A 25,899-nucleotide genomic window follows, 5' to 3' on the forward strand; every position below is an offset into this window, starting at 1 on the left:
ATGGGCATCCTCGACAGCATCCCCCATGTCAAAGCGGTGTCGTCGCACCGGCCCTGGCCGCGCGCCGTCGTGACGGAAGCGGGCTGGCAGGTGGCGATCGATCGGCTCGTCGAGGGGGGCCTCACACTGCTCGGCTTCTGGGGCGAGCCGACCGCAGTGCATATGGCGATGCTCGATGCAGGCTCGGCCGCGATCGCGGTCGTCACCTTCGAGTGTGCGGCCGCCACATTTCCAAGCGTCGCCAACCGTCATCTGCCGGCGCTTCGGCTGGAGCGGACCATCCATGATCTGTTCGGGCTTGTTCCGACAGCTGCGCACGATCTGCGGCCGTGGCTCGATCACGACGCCTGGGGCCAATCCCATCCGCTCTCCGGCCGCAACGCGTCGCGCGAGGTGCGGCCGTACCAATTCCTGCCGGCAGAGGGCGAGGCGTTGCACCAGGTGGCGGTCGGCCCGGTCCATGCCGGGATCATCGAGCCCGGCCATTTCCGCTTCACCGCCAATGGCGAACATGTGGTGCGGCTTGAGCAGCGGCTCGGCTACACCCACAAGGGCATCGAGTCGCTGATGCAGGGGGCGAGCCTCGAGGCCGCGGCAAAGCTCGCCGGCCGCGCCTCCGGCGACAGCGCCGTCGCCTATGCCTTCGCCTTTGCGTGTGCCGTGGAAGCAGCACTGCAGATCGAGGCGCCGAGGCGAGCGACCCTCTTGCGGGCGCTGATGGCGGAGCTGGAGCGGCTCGCCAACCATCTGGGCGACATCGGGGCCATCTGCAACGACGCGTCGTTCGCGCTGATGCATGCCCAGACCGGCATTTTGCGTGAGCGTTGCCTGCGCGCTGCGGACGTCGCGTTCGGCCATCGCCTGATGCTGGACGTCATCGTGCCCGGTGGCGTGAGGCGTGACATTGCGCCGGACGGCGTTTCCGCGCTACGCGCGCTGCTCGCGGAGCTACGCAAGGTCTTTCCGCGCTTGATCGAGCTCTATGACAACACGGCGTCCTTGCAGGACCGCACCGTCACCACAGGCATCGTGAAGGCGGAATATGCGCGCCAGTTTGGCGCCGGCGGCTATGTCGGCCGCGCCTCGGGCCGCGATTTCGATGCGCGGCGGGCGCTGGCCTACATGCCTTACGACGCGTTGTCGTTCGAAGTGCCGGTCCTGCAGGCCGGCGACGTGAACGCGCGGGTCTGGATCCGGATCCGCGAGGTCGAGCAGAGCGTCGCGTTGATCGAGCAGATTCTCGACCGGCTTGGCCCTGGCGAACTCGAAACCGCGCTGCCAGCCCGGAGCGGCGGCGGTGGCTGTGAAGGCATGGCGCTCACCGAGGCCTTCCGCGGCGACGTTCTGGTCTGGCTGCGGCTCGATGGCGAGTTGCGTGTCGACCGCTGCCACTTGCGCGACGCGTCGTGGTTCCAGTGGCCGCTGCTGGAAACCGCGATCGACGGCAACATCATTGCCGACTTCCCGCTTTGCAACAAATCGTTCAACTGTTCCTATTCGGGCGTGGACCTCTAAGCCATGCGCAAGACCCTGCTCGAAAGCCTCACCCATGGTTCGCTGACGGAGCCCGCTCCGGCGCCGGACGGTTCGGCGCTGGCCGAGCTTGCAGCCAAGGTCGACCGTGCTGCCCAGGCCCGGCTCGGGCGTTCTCTTGCCATTCGCGAGGTCGATGCCGGATCCTGTAACGGCTGCGAATTGGAGATCCACGCGCTTTCCAACGCCTTCTACGACATCGAACGTTTCGGCCTGCGCTTCGTCGCCTCGCCACGCCATGCCGACGTGCTGCTGGTCACGGGTCCCGTGACGAAGAACATGCGGGAAGCGCTGGAGCGGACCTACAACGCGACGCCAGATCCGAAATGGGTCGTCGCGGTCGGCGCTTGTGCGGTCGATGGCGGTATGTTCAGAGACAGCTACGCCTGCGTCGGCGGCGTATCCGAGACTGTCCCGGTGGATCTGCACATCAGGGGCTGCCCGCCGTCACCGACGGACTTGCTGAAGGGTCTGCTCGCGCTGCTGGAGCACGTCGGCGGCAAACGCTAAGCCGCCCACGCGCCGTCGCTGCGAATGTCCTGGATTCGCTTCCGCACGGGACGAGCCTAATCCACCAGGATGACCCTGATGTCATTGACGTTGGTCAGCGTCGGACCCGGCAGCAGCAGGTCGCCGGTGGCCTCGAAGAACGCGGTGGCGTCGTTGTTGTCCAGATATTCCTGCGGCTTCAGCCCCTGCGCCTTCATCTTGGCGAATGTCGCCGCGTCGACCAGCGCCCCGGCGGGGTCGGTGGGGTGACCGGCACCGCCGTCGGCGCCGTCGGTATCCCCTGCCAGCGCCGAAACGTCCGGCGTGTCTTTGAGCAGGTTGGCCAGCGCCAGCGCGTATTCCTGGTTCGGCCCGCCGCGCCCCTGGCCGCGCACGGTCACCGTGAGCTCGCCGCCGGAGAGGATCGCAAGGCGCCTGCCTTGCGCGCGCGCGTCCAGCGCCAGTCTGGCGTGCGCGGCGGCAACCTCGCGCGCCTCGCCCTCGAGGTCGGCGCCGAGGTCGATGGTCTCGTAGCCGGAATCGCGCGCGAGCTTCACCGCGGCGTCGAGCGACTGCTTGGGCCGCGCGATCAGTTCGAAACGCGCGCGCGCGAAGGCGGCATCGTCGGGCTTGCAGCTTTCGTTGGCGGGATCGTCGAGCGCGCGGCGGACGGCATCGTCGATGCCGAGCTTGTATTTCGCGACGATGGCGCGTGCGTCCGCCAGTGTGGTCGGATCGGGCACGGTCGGGCCGGAGGCGATTGCGGAAGGATCGTCATGCGGCACGTCCGAGATCGCGAGCGTCACGATCTCGGCGGCATTCTTGCCGGCGCGCGCCAGCCGGCCGCCCTTGATCCGCGACAGATGTTTCCGGACAATATTCATCTCGCCGATCGGCGCGCCCGAGCGCAGCAGCGCCTTGTTGACCGCCTGCTTCTGCGCGAAGCTGATGCCGTCCACCGGCGCGATCCAGTTGGCGGAGCCGCCGCCGGTGAGCAGCACCAGGAGCAGATCGTCCGGCCCGGCCTCGCCTGCGAGCGCGAGCGTGTCGGCGGCGCCCTTCAGGCCGGCTTCGTCCGGCACGGGATGACCGGCTTCGACCACGCGGATGCGGCGCGTCGGCACGCCGTAGCCGTGGCGCGTGGTGGCGATGCCGACGAGGCGTTCGGGCGCGAGCTGGAGCGTGTCGAGATAGTGCCGCTCGGCCGCCGCGGCCATGGCGCCAGCGCCCTTGCCGGCGGCGAGGCAGACCACGCGTCCTTGGGGCGCGGGCGGCAAGTGCGGCGCCAGCACCACATTAGGATGGGCGGCGGCGACGGCGGCGTCATAGAGTGCGCGGAGCAGGGGGCGTCGATCGGTCATCACGAAAGGCCTTGAGCAGACGGAACAAGCTGGCGGTCACGCCGCTCACATGCCTATCGCATCAGGCGCAAAAGCGTAAGCGGCCACTGCCATTATTCGATTGTGCAATCGCGTCATCATGATCGGCGCGCAAGCAAAAGCCCCCTGCGCGGTCGGCGCAGGGGGCGTGGCATTGGCAAGTCGCGCGGGCTAGCCGCCGGCGTCGGCGCTGATCACGTCGCCGAACAGGTCCCACTTCTCGCCCTTGAACTTCATGAGCTGAAGCGAGCTGATCGGTGCGAAGTCGTTCGGGCCGGTGTTGATCTTGATGCCGGGCAGCAGCACTTCGGTGCGGAAGTCCTTCAGGCTCGCCGCCTGCTTCATGACGTTCGCGCGCGTGAGGTCGTCGCCACACTTCTTCAGCACTTCCACCAGGGTCTGCGCCACGCCGTAGCCGACGATGGTGCCGCCGTCGAGCTTGTCGCCTTCAGGGAAGTACTTCGTCATGAACTCCAGGAAGGCTTTCATGCCGGCGTCGTCCTTCCACTGCGGGTCGGATACGTCCTTCAGATAGGCGGCCGAGATGATGTCCTGCGAATTCTCGAAGCCGGCGGGCTTGATCACGCTGCCGACCGAGGCCGAGACGTTGTTGAGGAAGTGGGTCGGCTTCCAGCCGATTTCGGAGATCTTCTTGATCGCCTGCGCCGCGAACTTGGGCGTGGTGATGTTGATGAAGACGTCGGCGCCGGTCGCCTTCAGCTTGACGATGTGATTGTCGATCGTCGGCTCCGACGTCTCGTAGCTTTCCTCGAGCACGATCATGCTCGCGGCCTTGGCGCCGAGGCCGTCCTTCAAACCCTTCAGGTAGTCCTTGCCGTAGTCGTCGTTCTGGTAGAGCACGCCGATCTTGGCGTTCGGCATGGCCTTCATGATGTACTTCGCGTAGATCTGCGTCTCGCTCTGGTAGTTGGGTTGCCAGCCCATCGTCCAGGGGAAATTCTGCGGATCGTTCCACTTGGTGGCGCCGGTCGCGACGAACAGCTGCGGCACCTTCTTCGAGTTCATGTATTTCTGGATCGCCGAGTTCGGCGGCGTACCGAGCGAGTTGAATACGAGCAGCACTTCATCGCTCTCGACCAGCTTGCGCGCCTGCTCCACCGTCTTCGGCGGCGAATAGGCGTCGTCGTAGGAGACGAAATTGATCTTGCGGCCGTTGATGCCGCCCTCGTCATTGACCTTCTTGAAATAGGCGGCTTCGGTCCGCCCGATGACGCCGTAGGCGGAGGCCGGTCCGCTGTAGGGCATGATGTTGCCGATCTTGATCTCGGTATCGGTCGCGCCGGTATCGTATTTTTTCTGGGCTGACGCGGTGGATGTCGTAGCCGCAAAGAGCGCAAGCGCCAGTGACGCAGCAGCAATTTTGCCGGTGACAGCAGGCATTCCAATCTCCCTGTTTTTTCTTGGTGTGTGCGTCCTTGTTCTTGGCTTGATGGTTCTTGGTGACGCGGTCGCAATTCAATACGATTTGCTCGAAAGCTTCAAGGAAAAGCCCCGCGGGCAGGGCCGCGGGGCTTGCTTCTTTAGTAGCCATTGGTGCCGGCCGGCCTCTTCAACCGCCGGCGTCGCTGCTAATGACGTCGCCGAACAGTTCCCATGTCTCGCCCTTCAATCGCTGCAGCTGCAATTGGGAGATCGGGGCGAAGTCGCTGGCACTGGTGTTAACCTTCACGCCCGGCAGCAGGCCAACAGGTTCGAAGTCCCTGAGGCTGGCCGCCTGCTTCATGACATTCTCACGTGACAGATTGTCGCCGCATGCTTTGAGTACCTGCACCATGCCCTGAGACACGATGAAGCCGTACATCACCGCCCCGTCGGCCCGGTTGGCCTCGGGATAGTATTTGTCCAGGAATTCGTTCCACGCCTTCATCGCAGCATCATTCTTCCATTGCGGATCGGTCGGATCCTTGAAGTACGCAGAGGAGATGATGTCCTGCGCGGCCTCGAAGCCGGCCGGCTTGATGACGCTCCCGATATTGGCCGAGACGTTGTTGAGGAAATGCAGCGGCTTCCAGCCGAGTTCGGCGTTCTTCTTGATCGCCTGCGCCGCGAATTTCGGCGTGGTGATGTTGATGAAGACGTCGGCGCCCGTGGCCTTCAATCTCACGATGTGCGAATCGATGGTCGGTTCGGAGACTTCATAGCTGTCCTCGATGACAATCATCGAGGCCGCCTTGGCGCCGAGTCCGTCCTTGAAGCCCTTCAGATAGTCCTTGCCGTAATCGTCGTTCTGATACAGCACCGCGATCTTGGCGTCGGGTTTGTTCTTCAGGATATACTTCGCGTAGATGATCGTCTCGCTCTGGTAGTTCGGCTGCCATCCCATCGTCCAGGGGAAGTTCTGCGGGTCGTTCCACTTGGTGGCGCCAGTGGCGACGAACAGCTGAGGCACCTTCTTCTGGTTCAGGTATTTCTGGATCGCCGTGTTCGGCGGCGTACCGAGCGAATTGAAGATCAGCAGCACCTCGTCGCTCTCGACCAGCTTGCGCGCCTGCTCCACGGTTTTGGGCGGCGAGTAGCCGTCGTCATAGCTGACGAAGTTGATCTTGCGGCCGTTGATGCCGCCTTCGGCGTTGATCTTGCGGAAATACGCCTCCTCGGTCTTGCCGATCACGCCGTAGGCGGAGGCCGGCCCGCTGTAGGGCATGATATTGCCGATCTTGATTTCGGTGTCGGATGCGCCGGTGTCGTATTTCTTCTGCGCGAACGCTGTCGTGGACAGAGTGGCAGTCAGCACGAGGGCGGCCGAGAAGGCCCCCAATCGCACATGCATTGCAGGCATCTTGCTCTCCCTAGTTCGGTTTGAATGTGTCGATTGTTCTTGTTGGGAGCGATCATTGCGCGCCGCTCTGACACGCATTGAATACCCTTCTCAGGCGCCCAGCAAGGACGACACCCGCCGCCGGCGTCGCGGCGAGGTGCTTCTTTTTCGAGGGGATGCGGAATATTCCGGCGGGCGAGATGAAGCGGGTCGTTGCTCAGCTGCGCAGAGGTTGTGCTGTAAAATATGAACTATTTTAAACTGTTCCCTTGTAGGGCTTCAATGTCCCATCTCGCTGGAGATGACGTCGCCGAACAGCTCCCATTTCCGGCCCTTGAAGCGCATCATCTGCAACTGCTCGATCGGGGCGAAATTGTCCGGCGCGGTGTTGATCTTGATGCCGGGCAGCAGCGTGTCGGGTTCGAAATCCTTCAAGGAAGCCGCCTGCTTCATGACGTTCTCGCGGGTGAGATCGTCGCCGCACATCTGCAGCACCTTCACCATGGTCTGCGCGGCGGCATAGCCGAACACGACGCCGGCCTCGAGCTTGTTGGCTTTGGGATCGTACTTCGCGAGGAAGTTATAGAACCTCTTCATGCCGTCATCGGCATTCCACTGCGGATCGGAGCCGTCCTTCATGTAGGTCGCCGACAGGACGCCTTGGGATATCTCGAGGCCGGCCGGTTCGATCACGCCGCCGACGGAGGCCGAGACGTTGGAGATGATGTGGACCGGATGCCAGTTGATCTCCGCCGCCTTCTTGATCGCCTGCGCGGCGAATTTCGGGGTGGTGATGCTGATGAAGACGTCGGCGCCCGAGGCCTTCAGCTTCACGACGTGCTCGTCGATCGTGGGCTCGGAGGTATCGTAGGACTCCTGCAGCACGATCATCGAGGCTTTGGCGCCGAGGCCGTCCTTCAACCCCTTCAGATAGTCCTTGCCGAAATCATCGTTCTGGTAGAGCACGCCGATCTTTCCGTCCGGCTTCTCCTTCATGATGTACTTGGCATAGATGCGCGCCTCGCTGGCGTAGCTCGGCTGCCAGCCCATGGTCCAGGGATATTGCTTCGGGTCGTTCCACTTCGAGGCTCCGCTCGCGACGAACAATTGCGGCACCTTCTTCTCGTTCATGTATTTGCGGATGGCGCTGTTGGTGGAGGTGCCGAGCGAGCCGAAGATCAGGAGCACCCCGTCGCTCTCGACCAGCTTGCGCGCCTGCTCCACCGTCTTCGGCGGCGAATAGGCGTCGTCGTAGGAGATGAGCCTGATCTTGCGGCCGTTGACGCCGCCCTCGGCATTGATCTTGTTGAAATAGGCTTCCTCGACCTTGCCGATCGCGGCATAGGCCGAAGCAGGGCCGCTATAGGGCATGATGTTGCCGATCTTGATCTCGGTATCGGAGGCGCCGGTGTCGTAATTGTTCCGCGCCAGTGCCGGGCTGCCCATTGCAGTGCACAATGCGACTGCGACCAGAAGCGCCACAACCTGACATCGAACGGCAGTCATCATTCTCCCACCCCGAGTTGGATCGCCGCATTGAACAAGATTGACGCGTGACGTCAACAAAAAGCCCCCGCGATCGCTCGTGGGGGCTTCTTGGGCTCGGACTATTAGGTCAGCGTGTCACTCGGAGGCGACGTCGCCGCTGATGATCTCACCGAACAGTTCCCACTTCTCACCCTTGAACCGCTGCATCTGGAGCTGCGAAATCGGGGCGAAGTCGGTGGGGCCGGTGTTGATCTTGACGCCGGGCAGGAGCGTGTCCGGCGCAAAATCCTTCAACGAAGCCGCCTGCTTCATCAGATTGGCGCGGGTCAGATCGTCGCCGCACAGTTCCAGGACCTTGGCCAGGGTCGAGGCTGCACCGTAGCCGTAGACCATGGCGGTGTCGGTCTTGTCGGCGCCGGGCATGTACTTGTCGACGAACTCATTCCACTTCTTCATGCCGGGATCGTTGGCCCATTGCGGGTCGGTGGAGTCCTTGGCATAGGCCGCCGACAGCACGCCCTGCGCGGCATCGAATCCGGCCGGCTTCATCACGCTGCCGACCGAGATCGACACGTTGGTGAGGATCTGCAGCGGCTTCCAGGTGAGCTCGGCCGTCTTCTTGATGGTCTGGGCCGCGAACTTCGGCGTCGCATAGATCAGGAGCACGTCGGGATTGGCGGCCTTGATCTTGACGATGTGGCCGTCGACCGACGGCTCCGAAACCTCATAGCTCTCTTCCATGACGATCATGGACGAGGCCTTGGCGCCGAGGCCGTCCTTGGTGCCCTTGAGGTAGTCTTTGCCGAAATCGTCGTTCTGATAGAGGATCGCGACCTTGGCGTCGGGCTTTTCCTTCATCAGCCATTTGGCATAGATCTGGGCTTCGCTCTGGTAGGAGGGCTGCCAGCCGATGGTCCAGGGGAAGTTCTTCGGATCGTTCCACTTGGTGGCGCCGGTGGCGACGAACAGCTGCGGAATCTTCTTGGCGTTGAGATATTTCTGGATGGCGCTGTTCGAGGGCGTGCCGAGCGGGTTGAACACGGCCAGCACCTCGTCGCTCTCGACGAGCTTGCGCACCTGCTCGACCGCCTTCGGCGGCGAATAGGCGTCGTCATAGGTGACGAAGTTGATCTTGCGGCCGTTGATGCCGCCCTTGTCGTTGATCATCCGGAAATAGGCTTCCTCGGTCTTGCCGATGATGCCGTAGGCCGATGCCGGACCGCTGTACGGCATGATGTTGCCGATCTTGATCTCGGTATCGGACGCGCCGGTGTCGTATTTCTTTTGGGCGAGTGCAGCGCCGGAGGTGAGGGCAATGGCCGCCGTTGCCGTGACCAGCGCGGCGGCTCGCAGTGTTCTTCCAAATCGCAATTCGGTCTCCTTGGTTTAAACAACAGTCTTCGAGTGTTTCAGTTTCTTCTGAGCTTGCCGGCGAATTGCTGGCCCAGGATCGCGATCTGCCTTGCGCCATGCGGCACGAGGTAGATGACCAGGAACAGCAGCACGCCGAACACCGCGCCGGAAAGGCCCTTGGAGATGCTTTCCGCCATGTTCGGCACGAAGATGATGAAGGCCGCGCCGACGAACGAGCCGGGCAGCCAGCCGACGCCGCCGACGACCATGCCGAGGAACAGCGAGATCGCCAGCGTGATGGTGTAGCTGTCGGGCGCCACGAACTGCACCGCGATGGCGCCGAGCGAGCCGGCGACGCCGGTGATGCCGGCGGACACGCCGAAGGCCAGCGTCTTGTACAGGGCGACGTTGACACCCATCGAGGAGGCCGCGATCTCGTTGTCGCGGATCGCCATGAAGGCGCGGCCGGAGCGGGAGCGCAGCAGGTTGACCGAGAAGACGTAGATCGCGACCGTCACGATCAGCGTGAAATAGTACAGCCACATGTCCTGCGACATCGGCAGGCCGAACGGCGCGTCCGGCTTGGTGACGACGAGGCCCTGCACGCCGCCAGTCCAGTGCTCGAGGAAGTTCAGCTTCAGCAGCTGCGGCATCGCGGTGGCGAGCGCGAAGGTCGCGAGCGCGAGATAGACGCCCGACAGCCTCAGCGCCGGCTTGCCGAACAGGTAACCGAATCCGAAGCAGACCGCCGCGGAAACCGGAATTGTCAGCGCGTAGTTGACGTTGAAGTACTCCATCAGCACCGCCGACGTATAGGCGCCGACGGCGTAGAACGCGCTCTGGCCGAGCGAGAACTGGCCGGAGCCGCCGGTCAGGATGTTCAGCGCCAGCACGGCCAGCCCGTAGATCAGGAGCATCGTCATCTGGAAGATGATGAAGTTCTTGACGAACACCGGCACGAGCAACAGCACCGCCAGCACCAGCAGCGAGGTGCCGGTGCCCAGCGTCATCGCCCGCTTCGGAACGGCCTCGACCGCCTGGTGGCCTTCTGCAACGACTTCTTCTGCAGCGCTCATGATCAAACTCGCTTGACGATGTGCCGGCCGAACAGGCCAGCGGGTTTGACGACCAGGACGGAGATGATCAGCGCGAGCGCGATCGGGAGTTTCAGCTCGTTGCCGACGCCGGGGATGTAGGTTCCGGCGAGGTTCTCGAAGACGCCGACCAGGAAGCCGCCGACCACGGCGCCGAACGGGCTCGACAGTCCGCCGAGCACCGCGGCGGCGAAGCCGTAGATCAGCACGCCGCCCATCATGTTGGGCTCCAGGAACACCACCGGTGCGATCAGCATGCCGGCGATCGAGCCGATCGCGGTCGCCATGCCCCAGCCGAGCGCGATCATCCAGCTCGTGTTGATGCCGACGAGGCGGGCCGATTCAGGCACCGAGGCCGCCGCGCGCATCGCCAGACCGATCCGCGTGTACTGGAAGAAGAAGTAGAGGCCGAGCAGCAGCAGCACGGTGACGCCGATCATGCCGGCCTGGTGGGTCGAGATCAGCTGGCTGCCCAGGAACGGCGAGGAGCCGAACGGGGTCGGGTATTGCTTGATGGTGAAGTCCCAGATCAGGCCGGCCGAGGAGTTGATGATCGCAAACAGCGCGATGAAGCCGGCGACGTTGGTCAGCACCGGCGCTTTCGCCAGCGGCTTGAACAGGATGCGCTCGATCGCAATTCCGGCGACGAAGGAGAATGCCAGCGTGATCAGGAAGGCGGCCCAATAGGACAGGCCCCATTGCATCAGCTGCCAGGAGATGAAGGTCGAGAACATCGCCATCTCGCCTTGCGCGAAGTTGAGATGATCGATGGCCTGGTAGATCATCACCACGGCCAGCGCCATGCAGGCGTAGATCGCGCCCGTGGCGATGCCGGCCAGGACCTGGTTGGTAAACAGTTCCATTGTCCCGGCTCCCTCAGTAACCCAGATAGGATTTGCGGATTTCTTCGTTGTTCGCGATGTCCTTGGCCTTGCCTGACATCACGATGCGGCCGGTCTCGATCACATAGGCCTGGTCGGCGAGCTCGAGCGCGAGCTGGGCGTTCTGCTCGACCACCAGGATCGAGACCTTGTCCTCGCGATTGATCTTGCCGAGAATGCCGAACAGGTCGCGCACCACCAGCGGCGCGAGGCCGAAGGACGGCTCGTCCAGCAGCATCAGCCGCGGCCGCAGCATCAGGGCGCGGGCGACCGCAAGCATCTGCTGCTCGCCGCCGGAGAGCGTGCCGGCCTGCTGGGTGTGGCGCTGCTTCAGCACCGGGAAATGCGCATACATGCGCTCGATGTCGGAGACGATGCCGGCGCTGTCCTTCCGGGTGATGGCCCCGAGCTGGAGGTTCTCCTCCACCGTCATGGTGGTGAAGGTGCCGCGGCCCTGCGGCACATGGGCGATGCCGAACCGCACGATGCTCTCGGTGGAGCGGTTGTTCAGCGGCTTGCCGTCGAACTCGATGCCGCCGGTCGAGCGCACCATGTTGCAGATCGCGCGCAGCGTGGTGGTCTTGCCGGCGCCGTTGGCGCCCAAGAGCGTCGTCAGCGAGCCTTCGTTGAGCGAGAAGGACAGGCCGTGGAGCGCCTGGACCTGGCCGTAATAGGCGCGCAGGTCCTTGACGTTGAGCAGTGTCGTCATTGGTCCTTGCTCCCGAGATAGGCCTTGATGACGTCGGGGTCTGCCTGCACCTGGGCGGGCGTGCCTTCCGCGAGCTTCTTGCCGAAGTTCAGTGCAACCACGTGGTCGGCGATCGACATCACGAGGCCCATGTGGTGCTCGACCAGCAGCACGGTCATGTGGCGCTCGTCGCGGATGCGGCGGATCAGGTCGCCGAGCACATGGACTTCCTCGTGATTGAGGCCGCCGGCGGGCTCGTCGAGCAGCAGGATCTTCGGATCGGCCGCGAGCGCGCGCGCCAGCTCGACGCGCTTCTGCGTGCCGAAGGGCAGGCCGGAGACGACGGTGTGGGCGACGTCCTCGAGGTCGAGATAGGCGAGGATCTCGTGCACCTTCTTGTTGACGTCGGTTTCGCTGCGGCGAATCCAGGCCAGGCGCAGCGAGTCGCTGATGATGTCGCTGGAGGTCCGGGCGTGCGTTCCGACGCGAACGTTGTCCATCACCGAGAGGTTCGGAAACAGCGCCACGTTCTGGAAGGTGCGGCCGATGCCGATCTCGGCGATCCGGTGCGGCGGCCGCGTCAGGATGCTTACGCCATCCATCAGGATATCGCCGGACGAGGGCTGATACAGCCGGGACAGACAGTTGAACAGCGTGGTCTTGCCGGCACCGTTGGGGCCGATCAAGCCGAGGATCTGGCCCTTGTGCATGTCAAAGGACACGCCGTTGAGCGCGATGATACCGCCGAACACGACGCTGACGTCGCGAACCGCGAGCAGGGGCGATGTCCCCTGCGCGAGCTGTGCCTGCGTCATCTCGTCTCGCTCACGTCGTTCGGTGAGCGAAGGGGCGATGCGAACCGCTCCCGCCGATGAAAAAGGCTATCTGATCCCCTCGGGCACACGCGCAACTTTTCCTCCTGATTTCAGCTTTTTGCTGACGTCTTTTTTGGAATGCGGCATCAGACCCCCGAGCGCCGCTTCGATGTTCCTTACCATCGCCAAGAGACGCGGTCCAATGTCGTTGATCAAACGCTCTTCCGTGAAGCGGAATGCGGGGGCGCCGCAATTGAATGCGTAAGGTCCGGTTCCGTCGTTGAGCTTGAGCGCAACGCCGGCGGCGCCGATGTCGTCGTGCCAGTCGCCGACCGAAATCGCAAAGCCGTATTTCGCGACGGTTTCGCCGGAGCGTTCCAGCCCGTCGCGCATCTTTGCCCAGCGGCTGCCGTAGTGTTCGCGCAACAGACGCGACAACTCCGCGCGGTCGGCGTCGTCGAGCGCCCAGAAATAGGCACGGCCCATCGCACTGGTTGCGATCGGCACGCGGGAGCCGACGTCAAGTTGAACGCCGACCGTCTCGCTGCCGCGGCTTTGCCCGAAATAGATCATGCTGTGACGGTCGCGGCCGCCGACCGCGACGGCGCCGCCGGTCGCGCGCATCACTTCCTCGCGGAACGGCTCGGACAAATGCCGAACGCCGAGATTGGCGAGCGCGGCGTAGCCGAGCGACATCGCGGCGGGTGTGAGCTGGTACTTCTCGAAGCGGGGAACCGGCGCGAGATAACCCAGCTTGGTCAGCGTGTAAGTCAGCCGCGACACCGTCGGCTTCGGCAAATTGGTGCGCGCCGCGATCTCCTGATTGCCGAGAAGGCCGTCGTTCGGGTGGAATGCTCGCAATACGTCCAGTCCGCGGGAAAGCGCGACGACGAAATTCCGATCGGTCGCTGTCTTCTTTCCTGTACGCTTCATCCCTGATCTGCTTCTTGCGCGGAGTCGTTGACAACGTCCGTGCTTCAAAATAACCCTGCCGTCAAGATGCGGAATTAAATTCCGCACCGCGAAATCGAACAAAAGCAATCCCCACCAAGGAGGGAACACCGTGAGCGAAGTGGTCAAGCTTGAGCGTCATGACGAGATCGGCATCGTCACGGTCGACAGCCCGCCGGTCAACGCGCTGAGTGCCGCGGTCCGCGGTGGCATCCTGGAGTGCATCAAGGCGGCAATCGCCGATCCCGCCATCAAGGGCATCGTGCTGACCTGCGCCGGCCGCACCTTCATCGCCGGCGCCGACATCACCGAGTTCGGCAAGCCGCCGAAGCCGCCCGCCCTCAACGACGTGCTGTCCGAGATCGAGAACTCGCCGAAGCCGGTGGTCGCTGCGATCCACGGCACGGCGCTCGGCGGTGGCCTCGAGGTCGCGCTCGCCTGTCATTTCCGCGTCGCGGTGAAGGAGGCCAAGCTCGGCCTGCCCGAGGTGAAGCTGGGTCTGCTGCCGGGCGCCGGCGGCACCCAGCGCCTGCCCCGCGCGGTGGGTCCTGAGCTCGCGGTCAAGATGATCGTCGGCGGCGATCCCATCGGTGCCGCGGAAGCGCTCAAGAACGGCCTGATCGAGGAGATCATCGAGGGACCGGCATCGGGCGGCGAAGCTTTCGTGCGCAAGCTCATCGCGGAGAAGCGTCCGCTGCGGCGTCTGCGCGACGACGATTCCAAGATCGCGGCCGCCAAGGCCGACCGCTCGATCTTCACCAATGCGGTCGCCGCCATGACCAAGAAGTCGCGCGGCCTGGAGGCGCCGTTCGCCGCCGCCGACGCCGTGGGCTACGCCATTGACCTACCCTTTGACGAAGGTCTGAAGAAGGAGCGCGAGGGCTTCCTGAAGCTCGTCGCCAGCGACCAGTCCAAGGCGCAGCGCTACGCCTTCTTTGCCGAGCGCGAGGCCGCCAAGATCGCCGGCGTTCCTGAAGGCACCAAGTCGCGTCCCGTGAACCGCGTCGCCATCCTCGGCGCCGGCACCATGGGCGGCGGCATCGCGATGTCCTTTGCCAATGCCGGCATCCCCGTCACCCTGATCGAGACCGCCGAGGAGCAGCTCAAGCGCGGCATGGGCATCATGCAGAAGAACTGGGAAGCGACCGCGGCGCGCGGCGGCATCCCGGCAGACGCGCCCGCCAAGCGCATGGCGCTGATCAACGGCGTCGTCGGCATCGAGAATGTCGGCGATGCCGACCTCGTCATCGAAGCCGTGTTCGAGACCATGGCGGTGAAGAAGGAGGTGTTCGGCAAGCTCGACCAGTACGCCAAGCAGGGCGCCGTGCTCGCCTCCAACACCTCGTACCTGAACATCGACGAGATCGCGAAGTCGACCAAGCGTCCGCAGGACGTGCTCGGCATGCACTTCTTCTCGCCGGCCAACGTCATGAAGCTGTGCGAGATCGTGCGTGCCGACAAGACCGCGCCGGACGCCCTCGTGACGGCCGTCAACATCGCGCGCAAGATCGCAAAGGTGCCGGCAGTGGTCGGCGTCTGCGACGGCTTCGTCGGCAACCGCATGCTGGCCCAGCGCGGCAAGCAGTCGGAAAAGCTCTTGTTCGAGGGAGCCTTGCCGCAGCAGGTCGATGCCGTCGTGACAAAATTCGGCATGCCGATGGGACCGTTCGCGATGGGCGATCTCGCCGGCCTCGACATCGGCTGGCGCTCGCGCAAGGACCGCGGCATCAAGTCGGAGATCGCGGATGCGCTGTGCGAAGCCGGCCGCTTCGGCCAGAAGACCGGCAAGGGCTACTACAAGTATGAAGCCGGCTCCCGCGCGCCGCTGCCCGATCCCGAGGTCGAGAAGCTGATCGACGAGACGCTTGCCCGCCTCGGCCGCAAGAAGCGCGTCGTCAGCGACGAGGAGATCCTCGAGCGCATGATGTATCCGATGATCAACGAGGGCGCGAAGATCCTGGAAGAGGGCATCGCGGCACGTCCGTCCGACATCGACGTGGTCTGGCTCTACGGCTATGGCTGGCCGATCTACCGCGGCGGCCCGATGTTCTGGGCCGACAGCGTCGGCCTCAAGCACATCGCCGATCGGCTCTCCTACTACGCCAAGGAGACCAACGATCCGAGCCTCGAGCCCGCGCCGCTGCTGAAGAAGCTCGCGGCGGAAGGCAAGACCTTCGCCTCGCTCGCCGCGGCGTCGAAAGCGGCCTGATGGGGGCTTGCACTCTCGGCGTCATTCTCCGTTGCGCAATTGCGCAACGTAGATGGCCCGCAGGGCCAGGCCCGGAATCCATTTCGCCTTCGAGTGTGTTGCCCGATGGATTCCGGGTTCGATGCTTCGCATCGCCCCGGAATGACGACCGAGTGTGATGCAGACAATGACCCATCCCGGCGAACAGTTTTACCCCGAGGGCGTGCGGTGGGACGATCCGATCGTCCAGGGCACGTTGCCCGACCTGCTGTCGAAGGCTGCCGCCGATTACGGCCCGCGCACCGCGTTGGAGTTCCGGGACCGTCCGATCACCTACACTCAGCTCGCAGCCCAGGCCGAGCGGGCGGCTGCGGCGTTCCTGCGCGCCGGCTGCGGCAGGAACTCTTCCGTCGCGCTGTTCCTCGGCAACACGCCGGACCATCCCGTCAATTTCTTCGGTGCGCTGAAGGCGGGTGCCCGTGTCGCGCACCTCTCGCCGCTCGACGGCGAGATCGCGCTGACGCACAAGGTCTCCGACTCCGGCTCGCGCCTGCTCGTCACGTCGAACCTGGCCGCGCTGCTGCCGACCGCGCTGAAATTCCTGGAGAAGGGGCTGATCGACCGCCTGGTCGTCTGCGAGGACGACGCTTGGGGCAAGGTCGGCACGCCGCAGGCGGCGATCCCCGATGATCCCCGCATCGTCACCTTCAAGGCCTTCGTCGAGGGCGCGACAGCGCCCGCGCAATGGCCGTCCTTGACGGCCGATGACGTCGCGCTGCTGCAATATACCGGCGGCACCACCGGCCTGCCCAAGGGCGCCATGCTGACCCACGGCAACCTCACCTCCGCCGTGTCGATCTACGACGTCTGGGGCAAGCCGGGGCGCGCCGCGCGCGGCGACGTGATCGAGCGCGTGATCTGCGTGCTGCCGCTGTTCCACATCTACGCGCTCACCGTGGTGCTGTTGTCCTCGCTCAGCCGCGGCAACCTGATCTCGCTCCATCAGCGTTTTGACGTCGAAGCCGTGATGCGCGACATCGAGGTCAAGCGCGCGACGTACTTTCCGGGCGTGCCGACGATGTGGATCGCGATCGCGGCGCTTCCCGACCTCGACAAGCGCGACTTCTCCTCGCTCGTCACCATCGGCTCCGGCGGCGCGCCGCTGCCGGTGGAGATCGCGAGCTTCTTCGAGCGCAAGGTCGGCAAGAAGCTGAAGAGCGGCTGGGGCATGACGGAGACCTGCTCGCCCGGCACCGGCCATCCGCCTGACGGTCCCGAGAAGCCCGGCTCGATCGGCCTGATGCTGCCCGGCATCGAGCTCGACGTCGTCGCGCTGGACGATCCCAGGCGCGTGCTTCCGCCCGGCGAGGTCGGCGAGATCCGCATCAAGGGCCCGAACGTCACCAAGGGCTATTGGAACAAGCCGGACGGATCCACCGACGCCTTCGTCGACGGCCGTTTCCTCACCGGCGACATCGGCTATGTCGACGCCGACGGCTATTTCTTCCTGGTCGACCGCAAGAAGGACATGATCATCTCCGGCGGCTTCAACGTCTATCCGCAGATGATCGAGCAGGCGATCTACACCATTCCAGGCGTGCACGAGGTGATCGTGCTCGGCATCCCCGACCCCTATCGGGGCGAGGCCGCCAAAGCCTTCATAAAGCTGAAGCCGGGCGCAAAGCCGTTCTCGCTCGACGAGCTGCGCACTCAGCTCACTGGCAAGCTCGGCAAGCACGAATTGCCGGCCGCGGTCGAGTTCGTCGACGATCTGCCGCGCACGCCGGTCGGAAAATTGTCGCGCCACGAATTGCGCCAGCAGCAGAAACCGTCACAATCCACGAAAGCAGCATCAGGAGGTCGTTCTTGACCGACGCCGTCATCGTTTCCACCGCCCGCACCCCGATCGGCAAGGCCTATCGCGGCGCGCTCAACGCCACCGAGGGCGCAACCTTGCTCGGCCACGCCATCGGCGAAGCCGTCGCGCGCGCCAAGGTCGATCCGAAGGAGATCGAGGACGTCGTGATGGGCGCCGCCCTCCAGCAGGGCGCGACCGGCGGCAATATCGCGCGCAAGGCGCTGCTGCGCGCCGGCCTTCCCGTCACCGTCGCCGGCACCACCATCGACCGGCAATGCGCCTCGGGCCTGCAGGCGATTGCGCTCGCCGCGCGGTCGGTGCTCTTCGACGGCGTCGAGATCGCGGTCGGCGGCGGCGGCGAGTCGATCAGCCTCGTGCAGAACGACAAGATGAACGGCTTCCACGCCCAGGACCCGGCGGTGCTCAAGATCAAGGGCGAGGTCTACATGCCCATGATCGACACGGCGGAGGTCGTCGCCAAGCGCTACGGCATCTCGCGCGAGAAGCAGGACGAGTATTCGCTGGAGAGCCAGCGCCGCACCGCGGCGGCCCAGCAGGGCGGCAAGTTCAAGGAGGAGATCGCGCCGATCACGACGCAGATGGCGGTCACCGACAAGGCGACCGGCGCGGTGTCGATGAAGGACGTCACGCTGTCGCAGGACGAGGGCCCGCGTCCCGAAACCACGCTCGAAGGCCTTGCCGGCCTCAAACCCGTGCGCGGCGAGGGTTTCTCGATCACCGCCGGCAATGCCAGCCAGCTCTCCGACGGCGCCAGCGCCTCGGTGATCATGAGCGACAAGGAAGCTTCCAAGCGCGGCCTCAAGCCGCTTGGCATCTTCCGCGGCTTCGTCTCCGCCGGCTGCGAGCCGGACGAGATGGGCATCGGCCCGGTCTTCGCCGTGCCGCGCCTGCTCAAGCGCCACGGCCTCACCGTCGACGACATCGGCCTGTGGGAGCTCAACGAAGCCTTCGCGGTGCAGGTGCTGTATTGCCGCGACAAGCTCGGCATCGACCCCGACAAGATCAACGTCGACGGCGGCGCTATCGCGGTCGGCCATCCCTACGGCATGTCGGGCGCGCGCCTCACCGGTCACGCCCTGATCGAGGGCCGCCGCCGCAAGGCAAAATACGCCGTCGTCACCATGTGCGTCGGCGGCGGCATGGGCGCGGCGGGCTTGTTCGAGGTGCTGCAGTAAATGTTTCTGTCATTCCGGGGCGCCGCGAAGCGGCGAGCCCGGAATCCATAACCACAAGTCGGGGATATGGATTCCGGGCCTGCGCCTTACGGCGCATCCCGGAATGACGGCGGGTTTGGTAAGAAAAAAACGTTCACAGGAGGATCCGATGGATCTCGCATTCACGAAGGAAGAGCAGGCGTTTCGCGAGGAAGTGCGGCAGTTCTTCCGCGACAACGTGCCGCCGGATACGCGGCGCAAGATGGTCGAGGGCCGTCATCTCTCGAAGGACGAGATGGTGACGTGGTGGCGCATCCTCAACAAGAAGGGCTGGGGCGTCAGCCACTGGCCGAAGGAATATGGCGGCACCGGGTGGACGCCCGTGCAGCATTATATCTTCAATGAGGAGCTGCAGGCGCATCCCGCGCCGCAGCCGCTCGCCTTCGGCGTCAGCATGGTCGGCCCCGTCATCTACACCTTCGGCAACGAGGAGCAGAAGAAGAAGTACCTGCCGCGCATCGCCAATGTCGACGATTGGTGGTGCCAGGGCTTCTCCGAGCCCGGCTCCGGCTCCGACCTCGCCTCGCTGAAGACCAAGGCCGAGCGCAAGGGCGACAAGTGGATCATCAACGGCCAGAAGACCTGGACCACGCTCGCCCAGCACGCCGACATGATCTTCTGCCTCTGCCGCACCGACAACAACGCCAAGAAGCAGATGGGCATCTCCTTCATCGTGTTCTCGATGAAGTCGAAGGGCGTCACCGTGCGCCCGATCCAGACCATCGACGGCGGTGCCGAGGTCAACGAGGTGTTCTTCGACGACGTCGAGGTGCCCATTGAAAATCTGATCGGCGAGGAGAACAAGGGCTGGGACTACGCCAAGTTCCTGCTCGGCAACGAACGCACGGGCATCGCGCGCGTCGGCGTCTCCAAGGAGCGACTGCGCCGTATCCGCGATCTCGCCGGCAAGGTCGAATCCGGCGGCAAGCCGATCATCCAGGACGCCGCGTTCCGCGAGAAGCTGGCGGCGTGCGAGATCGAGCTGAAGGCGCTCGAGCTGACGCAGCTCCGTGTCGTCGCCGACGAGGGCAAGCACGGCAAGGGCAAGCCCAATCCGGCCTCCTCGGTGCTGAAGATCAAGGGCTCCGAGATCCAGCAGACCACCACCGAGCTGCTCATGGAAGTGATCGGCCCGTTCGCCGCGCCCTACGACGTGCACGGCGATGACGGCTCGAACGAAGCCATGGACTGGACCGCCCAGATCGCGCCGAGCTACTTCAACAACCGCAAGGTCTCGATCTACGGCGGCTCCAACGAGATCCAGCGCAACATCATCGCCAAGGCGGTGCTGGGGCTGTGATTGATTGAATACAGAACGCTGTCGTCCCCCGCGAAGGCGGGGGACCCAGTACGCCGCGGCGATCGTGAGTCCCGCCAGCGCCTGCGTTTACTGGATCCCCGCCCCGGTGCGCAATTGCGCACAAGGCGGGGATGACATCCGAGGGTGAGGCGACGGCAGGGCAATTCCCGCCGATTTGGAGAGAGACATGGATTTTGATCTGTCCGAGGAGCAGCGGCTTCTCAAGGAAAGCGTCGACGGCCTGCTGACCGATTCCTACGATTTCGAGCAGCGCAAGAAGTACATGGCGGAGAAGGGCGGCTGGAGCAAAACGGTCTGGCTCAAGCTCGCCGAGCAAGGCCTGCTCGGCTTGCCCTTCGCAGAGGCCGACGGCGGCTTCGGCGGCGGCGGCGTGGAGACCATGATCGTGATGGAAGCGCTCGGCAAGGCGCTGGTGCTCGAGCCGTATCTGGCGACCGTGGTGATCGGCGGCGGCTTCCTGCGCCATGCCGGCACCGATGCGCAGAAGGCCGCGCATGTCCCGTCGATCATCGACGGCAGCAAGACGCTGGCGTTTGCCCAGCTCGAGAAGAATTCGCGCTACGATCTGTTCGACGTCTCGACCACGGCGAAGAAGAAGGGCGATGGTTGGGTCATCGACGGCGAGAAGTTCGTCGTGCTCAACGGCGAGAATGCCGACACGCTCGTCGTCACCGCGCGCACCAAGGGCGAGCGCCGCGACCCGTCCGGCATCGGCGTGTTCCTGGTGCCGGCGAATGCCAAGGGCGTCGCCAGGAAGGGCTATCCGACCCAGGACGGCCTGCACGCCGCCGACATCACCTTCACCGGTGTCGAGGTCGGCCCGGACGCCGTGCTCGGCAATCCCGAGGATTCGCTGGCGCTGATCGAGCGCGTGGTGGACGAAGCCCGCGTCGCGCTCTGCGCCGAGGCGGTCGGGCTGATGGACGAATCGCTCAAGACCACGGTCGAGTACATCAAGACGCGCAAGCAGTTCGGCGTCGCGATCGGCTCGTTCCAGTCGCTGCAGCACCGCGCCTCCGACATGTTCGTCGCCACCGAGCAGGCGCGCTCGATGTCGATGTTCGCCACCATGGCGAACGATTTCGAGAATGCCAAGGAGCGCAGCAATGCGATCGCCGCGGCCAAGGTGCAGATCGGCAAGTCGCTGAAGTTCGTCGGCCAGCAGTCGATCCAGCTTCACGGCGGCATCGGCATGACCATGGAGGCCAAGATCGGCCATTACTTCAAGCGCCTCACCATGATCGAGAACACCTTCGGCGACACCGACTACCACCAGCGCCGCGTCGCCGATGGCGGCGGGTTGGTTTGAGTTTGATCTAGACCACACGACTGTCATCCCGGGGCGCGCGTAGCGCGAACCCGGGATCCATCGGGCGGCATCACGCGCGGTGAAATGGATTCCGGGCTCGCGCCAAGTGGCGCCCCGGAATGACGAAAGAGAGAGGGAGCCCCCAATGAAAAACACCCCGTTCGATCTCACCGGCAAGGTCGCGGTCGTCACCGGCTCCAGCCGCGGCATCGGCCGCTCCTCTGCCGAATTGCTGGCAAAGTTAGGAGCCAAGGTCGTGGTGTCCTCGCGCAAGGCCGAGGCCTGCAAGGAGGTCGCCGACGGCATCATCGCGTCCGGCGGTGACGCCATCGTCGTCCCCTGCAACATCGCCCGCAAGGCCGAGGTCGAGGCGCTGATCGCGGGTGCGACGAAGCATTACGGCAAGATCGACATCCTGGTCTGCAACGCCGCGGTGAATCCGTATTACGGCCCGCTGCTCGACATCACGGATGAGGCCTTCGATAAGATCATGGGCTCGAACGTCAAGAGCAACATCTGGCTCTCCGCGCTCGCGATCCCGCAGATGGCGCAGCGCGGCAACGGCTCCGTCATCATCATCTCCTCGATCGGCGGCCTGCGCGGCTCCACCGTGATCGGAGCCTACGGCATCTCCAAGGCCGCCGATTTCGCGCTGTGCCGCTCGCTCGCCGGCGAATGGGGCCCGAAAGGCGTTCGCGTCAATTGCATCGCGCCGGGCCTCGTCAAGACCGACTTCGCCCGCGCACTCTGGGAAGACGAAGCCAATCTGAAGCGCCGCACCGCCACCACCCCGCTCCGCCGCATCGGCGAGCCCGACGAAATCGCCGGCGCCGTCGCCTACCTCGCCTCGGACGCATCGAGCTTCATGACCGGACAGACCATCGTCATCGACGGCGGCGTCACGACGGCGGCGGTGTAGCCCTCTCACGACTTTTAATTGCACCGACGCTGCGCTTCCCTTACCCTCCCCTGAGGGGTCCGGGACGAGCGTAGCTCGCCCGTGGGTCGCTCGCGCAAACGCGCGAGCGGGGTGGGGTGAAGCCGCAGCAATGGTCTCAACGTCAATCCGACGCGCCGCCGCAAGGAAGCTGAGAGCGAATACGACGCCTCACGAGCGCATCCTGTGGCGTGCCCTCAAGGAGCTCCCGCTCGAAGGCTCGCACTTCCGCCGGCAGGCGCCGATCGGTCGCTATGTCGTCGACTTCTGCTGCCCAGCCAAACGCCTCATCATCGAGCTCGATGGTGGCCACCACAACGAGGACGAGACGGCCAAACGTGATCTCGAACGCCAACGCTGGCTCGAAAACGAAGGCTATCGCGTTGTCCGGTTCTGGAACTCGGAGATCATGGCCGATCTGACCGCCGTGCTCGAACGCATCTATATCGAACTGTACGGATCGCGCGAGGCAGAAACCATGCATCTCGCGCACCGGCGCAAGCGAAAAACGTCAACCTGAGCTGGGCTCTGCCGTTTCTTACCCTCCCCTGGAGGGGGAGGGTCGATCGCGCGTAGCGCGAGCGGGGTGGGGTGATCTCTCCGCACGGGCACTATGCGATGTCGAGAGACCGTCACCCCACCCCGTCTCACATTTCGCTGCGCTCAATGTGAGTCGACCCTCCCCCTCCAGGGGAGGGTAAGAGGAGAGCCGCCTTGACCTTCCGCCTCCAATCCGCTCCCTTTGGCGCGACACAATGATCCCCCCATGGGAAACGCCAAGAAAAATGCCAAGGTAAGCCGCCATGTCTTTCGTCCTCGCCATCGACCAGGGCACCACCTCCTCGCGCGCCATCTTGTTTCGCGGCGATATTTCCATCGCCGCCAAGGCGCAACAGGAGTTTCCGCAGCATTTCCCGGCCTCGGGCTGGGTCGAGCACGAGCCGGAGGACATCTGGACCTCGACCGTGATGGTCTGCCGCGAGGCGATCGAGCAGGCCGGCATCAGTGCGAAGGACATCGCCGCGATCGGCATCACCAACCAGCGCGAGACCACGGTGGTGTGGGACCGCGCCACTGGCCAGGCCGTGCATCGTGCCATCGTCTGGCAGGACCGCCGCACCGCCGACATCTGCGCGAAACTCAAGGCAGAGGGCCGCGAGCCGGTGATCTCCAGGAAGACCGGCCTGATCATCGATCCCTATTTCTCCGGCACCAAGGTTGCCTGGATCCTCGACCACGTCCCCGGCGCCCGCGCCCGCGCGGCGCGCGGCGAATTGATGTTCGGCACCGTCGATTGTTACCTGCTCTGGCGCCTCACCGGCGGCAAGGTGCACGCCACCGACGCCACCAACGCCTCGCGCACGCTGCTGTTCAACATCCACACCGGCCAGTGGGACGACGAGCTGCTGGAGATCATCGGCGTGCCGCGCTCGATGCTGCCCGAGGTGAAGGATTCCTCCGCCCGCTTCGGCGAGAGCACGCCCGATCTGTTCGGCGGCGCGATCGCCATCTCAGGCATCGCCGGCGACCAGCAGGCCGCCACCATCGGCCAGGCCTGCTTCCGCCCGGGCATGATGAAGTCCACCTACGGCACCGGCTGCTTCGCGCTGCTCAACACCGGCACCACGCCGGTCGTCTCCAAGAACAAGCTGCTCACCACGGTCGCCTACCAGCTCGACGGCAAGCGCACCTATGCGCTCGAAGGCTCGATCTTCGTCGCCGGCAGCGCGGTGCAATGGCTGCGCGACGGTCTCGGCATCATCAAGCACGCCGCCGAGACCGGACCTCTTGCCGACCAGTCCGACTCCATGCAGAGCGTCTATCTCGTCCCCGCCTTTGTCGGCATGGGCGCGCCCTATTGGAATCCGCGCGTGCGCGGCGCGCTGTTCGGCCTCACCCGCAACACCGGCCCCGCCGAGCTCGCCCACGCTGCGCTGGAAAGCGTCTGCTACCAGACCTTCGATCTCTGGGCCGCGATGCGGGCGGACTGGCCGAGCTCCGAAACCGCCAGCGTCGTGCTCCGCGTCGATGGCGGCATGACGGCGTCCGACTGGACCATGCAGCGTCTCGCCGATCTGCTCGATGCACCGGTCGACCGCCCCGTGATCCAGGAGACCACCGCGTTAGGAGCCGCCTATCTCGCCGGCCTCAACGCCGGCGTCTATCCCGAGCCGACCAAGTTCGCCGACAATTGGCGCCTTGAGCACCGCTTCAAGCCGAACATGAGCCAGGCGACGCGCGAGCGGAAGCTCGCGGGCTGGGCGCGCGCGGTGAAGGGCGTGCTGGCGAGCGACGAGGGGGAGTAAAGCACGATGGGTTACGCTGCTGCCTCCACAGTGTCATTGCGAGGAGCCCTTGCGACGAAGCAATCCAGAAGCCATCTGCGGAGGCGCTCTGGATTGCTTCGCTCCGCTCGCAATGACGGCGCGGAGGCGTCCCCCGTTGCCGTTCGATCTCCATATAGCGCGCCGTGAAACGGGAATAAGAACAAGAATGATCCTCCCCGACGGCTATTCCGACGTCCCCGCCGGCAAGATCGCCGCCGTCGTCACCCATCTGGAGATGACAGCGCCTCCGACACGCCGCGACGATCCGCCCGGCAACTGGACCTTGCGCAAGGTCGATAGGCCCGCGATCCTCTGGTACCGCGACATCTTCCGCCGCGTCGGCGAGGACTGGCTCTGGTTCTCGCGGGCCCGCATGAGCGACGCCGAGCTCGCCGCAATCATCCACGCACCCGGCATCGAGGTCTACGCCCTGGTCGCCGACGGCCGCGACGAAGGCCTGCTCGAGCTCGATTTCCGCGAGCCCGGCCAGTGCGAGCTGACCTATTTCGGCGTCACCGCACCCTTGATCGGCACCGGCGCCGCCCGCTTCCTGATGAACCGCGCGCTGGAGCGCGCCTGGTCGCGCGACGTCCGCCGCGTCTGGGTCCACACCTGCACGCTCGATCATCCCTCCGCCGTCGCGTTCTACCAGCGCTCCGGCTTCCGCGCCTTCCGCCGTCAGATCGAGATCGCCGACGATCCGCGCCTCGACGGCACCGCGCCGCGCGATGCGGCGCCGCATGTGCCGATCATCGAGTAGTGCGCGGCCGTAGCCCGGATGAGCGAAGCGACATCCGGGGAAGCGCTCAAAAAAATCCCCGCATGTCGCTCCGCTCATGCGGGCTACTCCTCAAAACACCTCCTGCTTTCCGCGCGCCAGCGAAAACCCCCGCTGCATCGCATTGAAACACGTCAGCCCCGTCTGCTCTGACCGGCACGTGAACCCTCCGCGCTGCCACACCTCGCCATAGGCCAGCACCGGCAGCGAGGCATCCATCACGGTGTCGCCGGCGCAGATGCGACCCGCGGCGCCTTTCGCGCTCATCTCGAAGGCGTGGCCCCAGTCGAGCTCGCAATCGGCGGGCCGCCGCGGCCGGCTCTCCATGTTCATGATGTCGCAACGGAGCACGCCCTGACCGTTGTCGGTGAAGAACTGGCAGGCGATGTTCTGCGAGGGCGTGAGAAAGCCGATCGGGCGGTCCTGGGCATGGGCGGCACCGATCATCGGCAAGAGGATCGATATCAGGATCAGTCCGCGCGGTCCCGTCATGTCA

23 protein-coding genes are annotated in these 25,899 nt (G+C 64.7%); 12 read left to right on the forward strand and 11 right to left on the reverse strand.

Annotated features, from left to right (window positions below; translation table 11 throughout):
- Nucleotides 1-1,515 carry a hydrogenase large subunit gene (locus D6B98_RS25710; RefSeq protein WP_126259685.1) on the forward strand — a complete coding sequence of 505 codons (1,515 nt, stop codon included), beginning with the start codon at nt 1-3 and terminating at the stop codon, nt 1,513-1,515.
- Nucleotides 1,516-1,518: 3 nt separating this feature from the next.
- Nucleotides 1,519-2,043: an NADH-quinone oxidoreductase subunit B family protein gene (locus D6B98_RS25715; protein WP_126259686.1), complete on the forward strand. Its 525-nt coding sequence runs from the start codon at nt 1,519-1,521 to the stop codon at nt 2,041-2,043.
- A 56-nt stretch (nt 2,044-2,099) separates the two neighbouring features.
- Here the strand turns inward: D6B98_RS25715 and D6B98_RS25720 are convergent, their stop codons facing one another.
- From D6B98_RS25720 to D6B98_RS25735, 4 genes are all read right to left on the reverse strand, one after another.
- The gene (locus D6B98_RS25720) at nt 2,100-3,383 is read right to left on the reverse strand and encodes a glycerate kinase type-2 family protein (protein ID WP_126259687.1); all 1,284 of its coding nucleotides are present in this window, start codon (nt 3,381-3,383) and stop codon (nt 2,100-2,102) included.
- 189 nt (nt 3,384-3,572) lie between these two features.
- Nucleotides 3,573-4,802, reverse strand: coding sequence for an ABC transporter substrate-binding protein (locus tag D6B98_RS25725; RefSeq protein WP_126259688.1), 1,230 nt, complete (start codon nt 4,800-4,802; stop codon nt 3,573-3,575).
- A 169-nt stretch (nt 4,803-4,971) separates the two neighbouring features.
- Nucleotides 4,972-6,201, reverse strand: coding sequence for an ABC transporter substrate-binding protein (locus D6B98_RS25730; protein WP_126259689.1), 1,230 nt, complete (start codon nt 6,199-6,201; stop codon nt 4,972-4,974).
- A 258-nt stretch (nt 6,202-6,459) separates the two neighbouring features.
- Entirely contained in the window at nt 6,460-7,686 is a 1,227-nt protein-coding gene (locus tag D6B98_RS25735; RefSeq protein ID WP_126259690.1) for an ABC transporter substrate-binding protein, read from the reverse strand.
- Between the two features lie 47 nt (nt 7,687-7,733).
- Between D6B98_RS25735 and D6B98_RS42000 the strand changes: the two genes are divergently transcribed.
- Nucleotides 7,734-7,829, forward strand: coding sequence for an MYXO-CTERM sorting domain-containing protein (locus D6B98_RS42000; RefSeq protein WP_430644599.1), 96 nt, complete (start codon nt 7,734-7,736; stop codon nt 7,827-7,829).
- Here the strand turns inward: D6B98_RS42000 and D6B98_RS25740 are convergent.
- From D6B98_RS25740 to D6B98_RS25765, 6 genes are all read right to left on the reverse strand, one after another.
- Complete coding sequence (locus D6B98_RS25740) at nt 7,804-9,039, reverse strand: ABC transporter substrate-binding protein (RefSeq protein WP_126259691.1); 1,236 nt, start codon at nt 9,037-9,039, stop codon at nt 7,804-7,806. The genes D6B98_RS42000 and D6B98_RS25740 overlap by 26 nt on opposite strands.
- A 38-nt stretch (nt 9,040-9,077) precedes the next feature.
- The gene (locus tag D6B98_RS25745; protein WP_126259692.1) at nt 9,078-10,097 is read right to left on the reverse strand and encodes a branched-chain amino acid ABC transporter permease; all 1,020 of its coding nucleotides are present in this window, start codon (nt 10,095-10,097) and stop codon (nt 9,078-9,080) included.
- 2 nt (nt 10,098-10,099) lie between these two features.
- On the reverse strand, nt 10,100-10,978 hold the full coding sequence (locus D6B98_RS25750) for a branched-chain amino acid ABC transporter permease (protein WP_126259693.1): 879 nt from the start codon (nt 10,976-10,978) through the stop codon (nt 10,100-10,102).
- Nucleotides 10,979-10,991: 13 nt separating this feature from the next.
- Nucleotides 10,992-11,705, reverse strand: coding sequence for an ABC transporter ATP-binding protein (locus D6B98_RS25755; RefSeq protein ID WP_035711291.1), 714 nt, complete (start codon nt 11,703-11,705; stop codon nt 10,992-10,994).
- Nucleotides 11,702-12,499: an ABC transporter ATP-binding protein gene (locus D6B98_RS25760; protein WP_126259694.1), complete on the reverse strand. Its 798-nt coding sequence runs from the start codon at nt 12,497-12,499 to the stop codon at nt 11,702-11,704. The genes D6B98_RS25755 and D6B98_RS25760 overlap by 4 nt, the downstream gene beginning before the upstream one ends.
- Nucleotides 12,500-12,565: 66 nt before the next feature.
- Nucleotides 12,566-13,432, reverse strand: coding sequence for an IclR family transcriptional regulator (locus tag D6B98_RS25765; protein ID WP_164718863.1), 867 nt, complete (start codon nt 13,430-13,432; stop codon nt 12,566-12,568).
- Between the two features lie 130 nt (nt 13,433-13,562).
- On the opposite strand from D6B98_RS25765, the gene D6B98_RS25770 reads away from it, so the two are divergent.
- The 9 genes from D6B98_RS25770 (at nt 13,563) to D6B98_RS25810 (ending at nt 25,385) form a co-directional block, all read left to right on the forward strand.
- On the forward strand, nt 13,563-15,659 hold the full coding sequence (locus D6B98_RS25770) for a 3-hydroxyacyl-CoA dehydrogenase NAD-binding domain-containing protein (protein WP_126259696.1): 2,097 nt from the start codon (nt 13,563-13,565) through the stop codon (nt 15,657-15,659).
- A gap of 166 nt (nt 15,660-15,825) precedes the next feature.
- Nucleotides 15,826-17,508, forward strand: a complete 1,683-nt coding sequence (pimA, locus tag D6B98_RS25775) for a dicarboxylate--CoA ligase PimA (protein ID WP_126259807.1) — start codon at nt 15,826-15,828, stop codon at nt 17,506-17,508.
- Nucleotides 17,505-18,692, forward strand: coding sequence for an acetyl-CoA C-acyltransferase (locus tag D6B98_RS25780; protein WP_126259697.1), 1,188 nt, complete (start codon nt 17,505-17,507; stop codon nt 18,690-18,692). The genes pimA and D6B98_RS25780 overlap by 4 nt, the downstream gene beginning before the upstream one ends.
- A 148-nt stretch (nt 18,693-18,840) precedes the next feature.
- On the forward strand, nt 18,841-20,031 hold the full coding sequence (gene pimC / locus D6B98_RS25785; RefSeq protein WP_126259698.1) for a pimeloyl-CoA dehydrogenase large subunit: 1,191 nt from the start codon (nt 18,841-18,843) through the stop codon (nt 20,029-20,031).
- A 187-nt stretch (nt 20,032-20,218) separates the two neighbouring features.
- Nucleotides 20,219-21,361 (forward strand): pimeloyl-CoA dehydrogenase small subunit, encoded by a 1,143-nt coding sequence (gene pimD, locus D6B98_RS25790; protein ID WP_126259699.1) that lies wholly within the window; start codon nt 20,219-20,221, stop codon nt 21,359-21,361.
- A 145-nt stretch (nt 21,362-21,506) separates the two neighbouring features.
- The gene (locus D6B98_RS25795; RefSeq protein ID WP_126259700.1) at nt 21,507-22,280 is read left to right on the forward strand and encodes an SDR family NAD(P)-dependent oxidoreductase; all 774 of its coding nucleotides are present in this window, start codon (nt 21,507-21,509) and stop codon (nt 22,278-22,280) included.
- Nucleotides 22,281-22,410: 130 nt separating this feature from the next.
- Nucleotides 22,411-22,818 carry an endonuclease domain-containing protein gene (locus D6B98_RS25800; RefSeq protein ID WP_126259701.1) on the forward strand — a complete coding sequence of 136 codons (408 nt, stop codon included), beginning with the start codon at nt 22,411-22,413 and terminating at the stop codon, nt 22,816-22,818.
- Between the two features lie 283 nt (nt 22,819-23,101).
- Entirely contained in the window at nt 23,102-24,604 is a 1,503-nt protein-coding gene (glpK, locus tag D6B98_RS25805; RefSeq protein ID WP_126259702.1) for a glycerol kinase GlpK, read from the forward strand.
- Between the two features lie 187 nt (nt 24,605-24,791).
- Nucleotides 24,792-25,385, forward strand: a complete 594-nt coding sequence (locus tag D6B98_RS25810) for a GNAT family N-acetyltransferase (protein ID WP_126259703.1) — start codon at nt 24,792-24,794, stop codon at nt 25,383-25,385.
- A gap of 90 nt (nt 25,386-25,475) precedes the next feature.
- Here D6B98_RS25810 and D6B98_RS25815 read toward each other — a convergent pair whose 3' ends face one another.
- On the reverse strand, nt 25,476-25,895 hold the full coding sequence (locus D6B98_RS25815) for a DUF6636 domain-containing protein (RefSeq protein WP_126259704.1): 420 nt from the start codon (nt 25,893-25,895) through the stop codon (nt 25,476-25,478).
- Between the last annotated feature and the right edge of the window lie 4 nt (nt 25,896-25,899).

This window comes from Bradyrhizobium sp. LVM 105, from assembly GCF_003957705.1.
Lineage (GTDB): Bacteria > Pseudomonadota > Alphaproteobacteria > Rhizobiales > Xanthobacteraceae > Bradyrhizobium > Bradyrhizobium frederickii.

Bases quoted from the DNA above. Each gene is read 5' to 3' on its own strand.
- pimD (WP_126259699.1), top strand. From the start codon at position 20,219: ATGGATTTTGATCTGTCCGAGGAGCAGCGGCTTCTCAAGGAAAGCGTC.
- pimA (WP_126259807.1), top strand. From the start codon at position 15,826: ATGACCCATCCCGGCGAACAGTTTTACCCCGAGGGCGTGCGGTGGGAC.
- glpK (WP_126259702.1), top strand. From the start codon at position 23,102: ATGTCTTTCGTCCTCGCCATCGACCAGGGCACCACCTCCTCGCGCGCC.
- D6B98_RS25720 (WP_126259687.1), bottom strand. From the start codon at position 3,383: ATGACCGATCGACGCCCCCTGCTCCGCGCACTCTATGACGCCGCCGTC.
- D6B98_RS25765 (WP_164718863.1), bottom strand. From the start codon at position 13,432: ATGAAGCGTACAGGAAAGAAGACAGCGACCGATCGGAATTTCGTCGTC.
- D6B98_RS25750 (WP_126259693.1), bottom strand. From the start codon at position 10,978: ATGGAACTGTTTACCAACCAGGTCCTGGCCGGCATCGCCACGGGCGCG.
- D6B98_RS25735 (WP_126259690.1), bottom strand. From the start codon at position 7,686: ATGACTGCCGTTCGATGTCAGGTTGTGGCGCTTCTGGTCGCAGTCGCA.
- D6B98_RS25800 (WP_126259701.1), top strand. From the start codon at position 22,411: ATGGTCTCAACGTCAATCCGACGCGCCGCCGCAAGGAAGCTGAGAGCG.
- D6B98_RS25745 (WP_126259692.1), bottom strand. From the start codon at position 10,097: ATGAGCGCTGCAGAAGAAGTCGTTGCAGAAGGCCACCAGGCGGTCGAG.
- D6B98_RS25730 (WP_126259689.1), bottom strand. From the start codon at position 6,201: ATGCCTGCAATGCATGTGCGATTGGGGGCCTTCTCGGCCGCCCTCGTG.
- pimC (WP_126259698.1), top strand. From the start codon at position 18,841: ATGGATCTCGCATTCACGAAGGAAGAGCAGGCGTTTCGCGAGGAAGTG.
- D6B98_RS25795 (WP_126259700.1), top strand. From the start codon at position 21,507: ATGAAAAACACCCCGTTCGATCTCACCGGCAAGGTCGCGGTCGTCACC.
- D6B98_RS25815 (WP_126259704.1), bottom strand. From the start codon at position 25,895: ATGACGGGACCGCGCGGACTGATCCTGATATCGATCCTCTTGCCGATG.
- D6B98_RS25710 (WP_126259685.1), top strand. From the start codon at position 1: ATGGGCATCCTCGACAGCATCCCCCATGTCAAAGCGGTGTCGTCGCAC.
- D6B98_RS25810 (WP_126259703.1), top strand. From the start codon at position 24,792: ATGATCCTCCCCGACGGCTATTCCGACGTCCCCGCCGGCAAGATCGCC.
- D6B98_RS25760 (WP_126259694.1), bottom strand. From the start codon at position 12,499: ATGACGCAGGCACAGCTCGCGCAGGGGACATCGCCCCTGCTCGCGGTT.
- D6B98_RS25725 (WP_126259688.1), bottom strand. From the start codon at position 4,802: ATGCCTGCTGTCACCGGCAAAATTGCTGCTGCGTCACTGGCGCTTGCG.
- D6B98_RS25755 (WP_035711291.1), bottom strand. From the start codon at position 11,705: ATGACGACACTGCTCAACGTCAAGGACCTGCGCGCCTATTACGGCCAG.
- D6B98_RS25715 (WP_126259686.1), top strand. From the start codon at position 1,519: ATGCGCAAGACCCTGCTCGAAAGCCTCACCCATGGTTCGCTGACGGAG.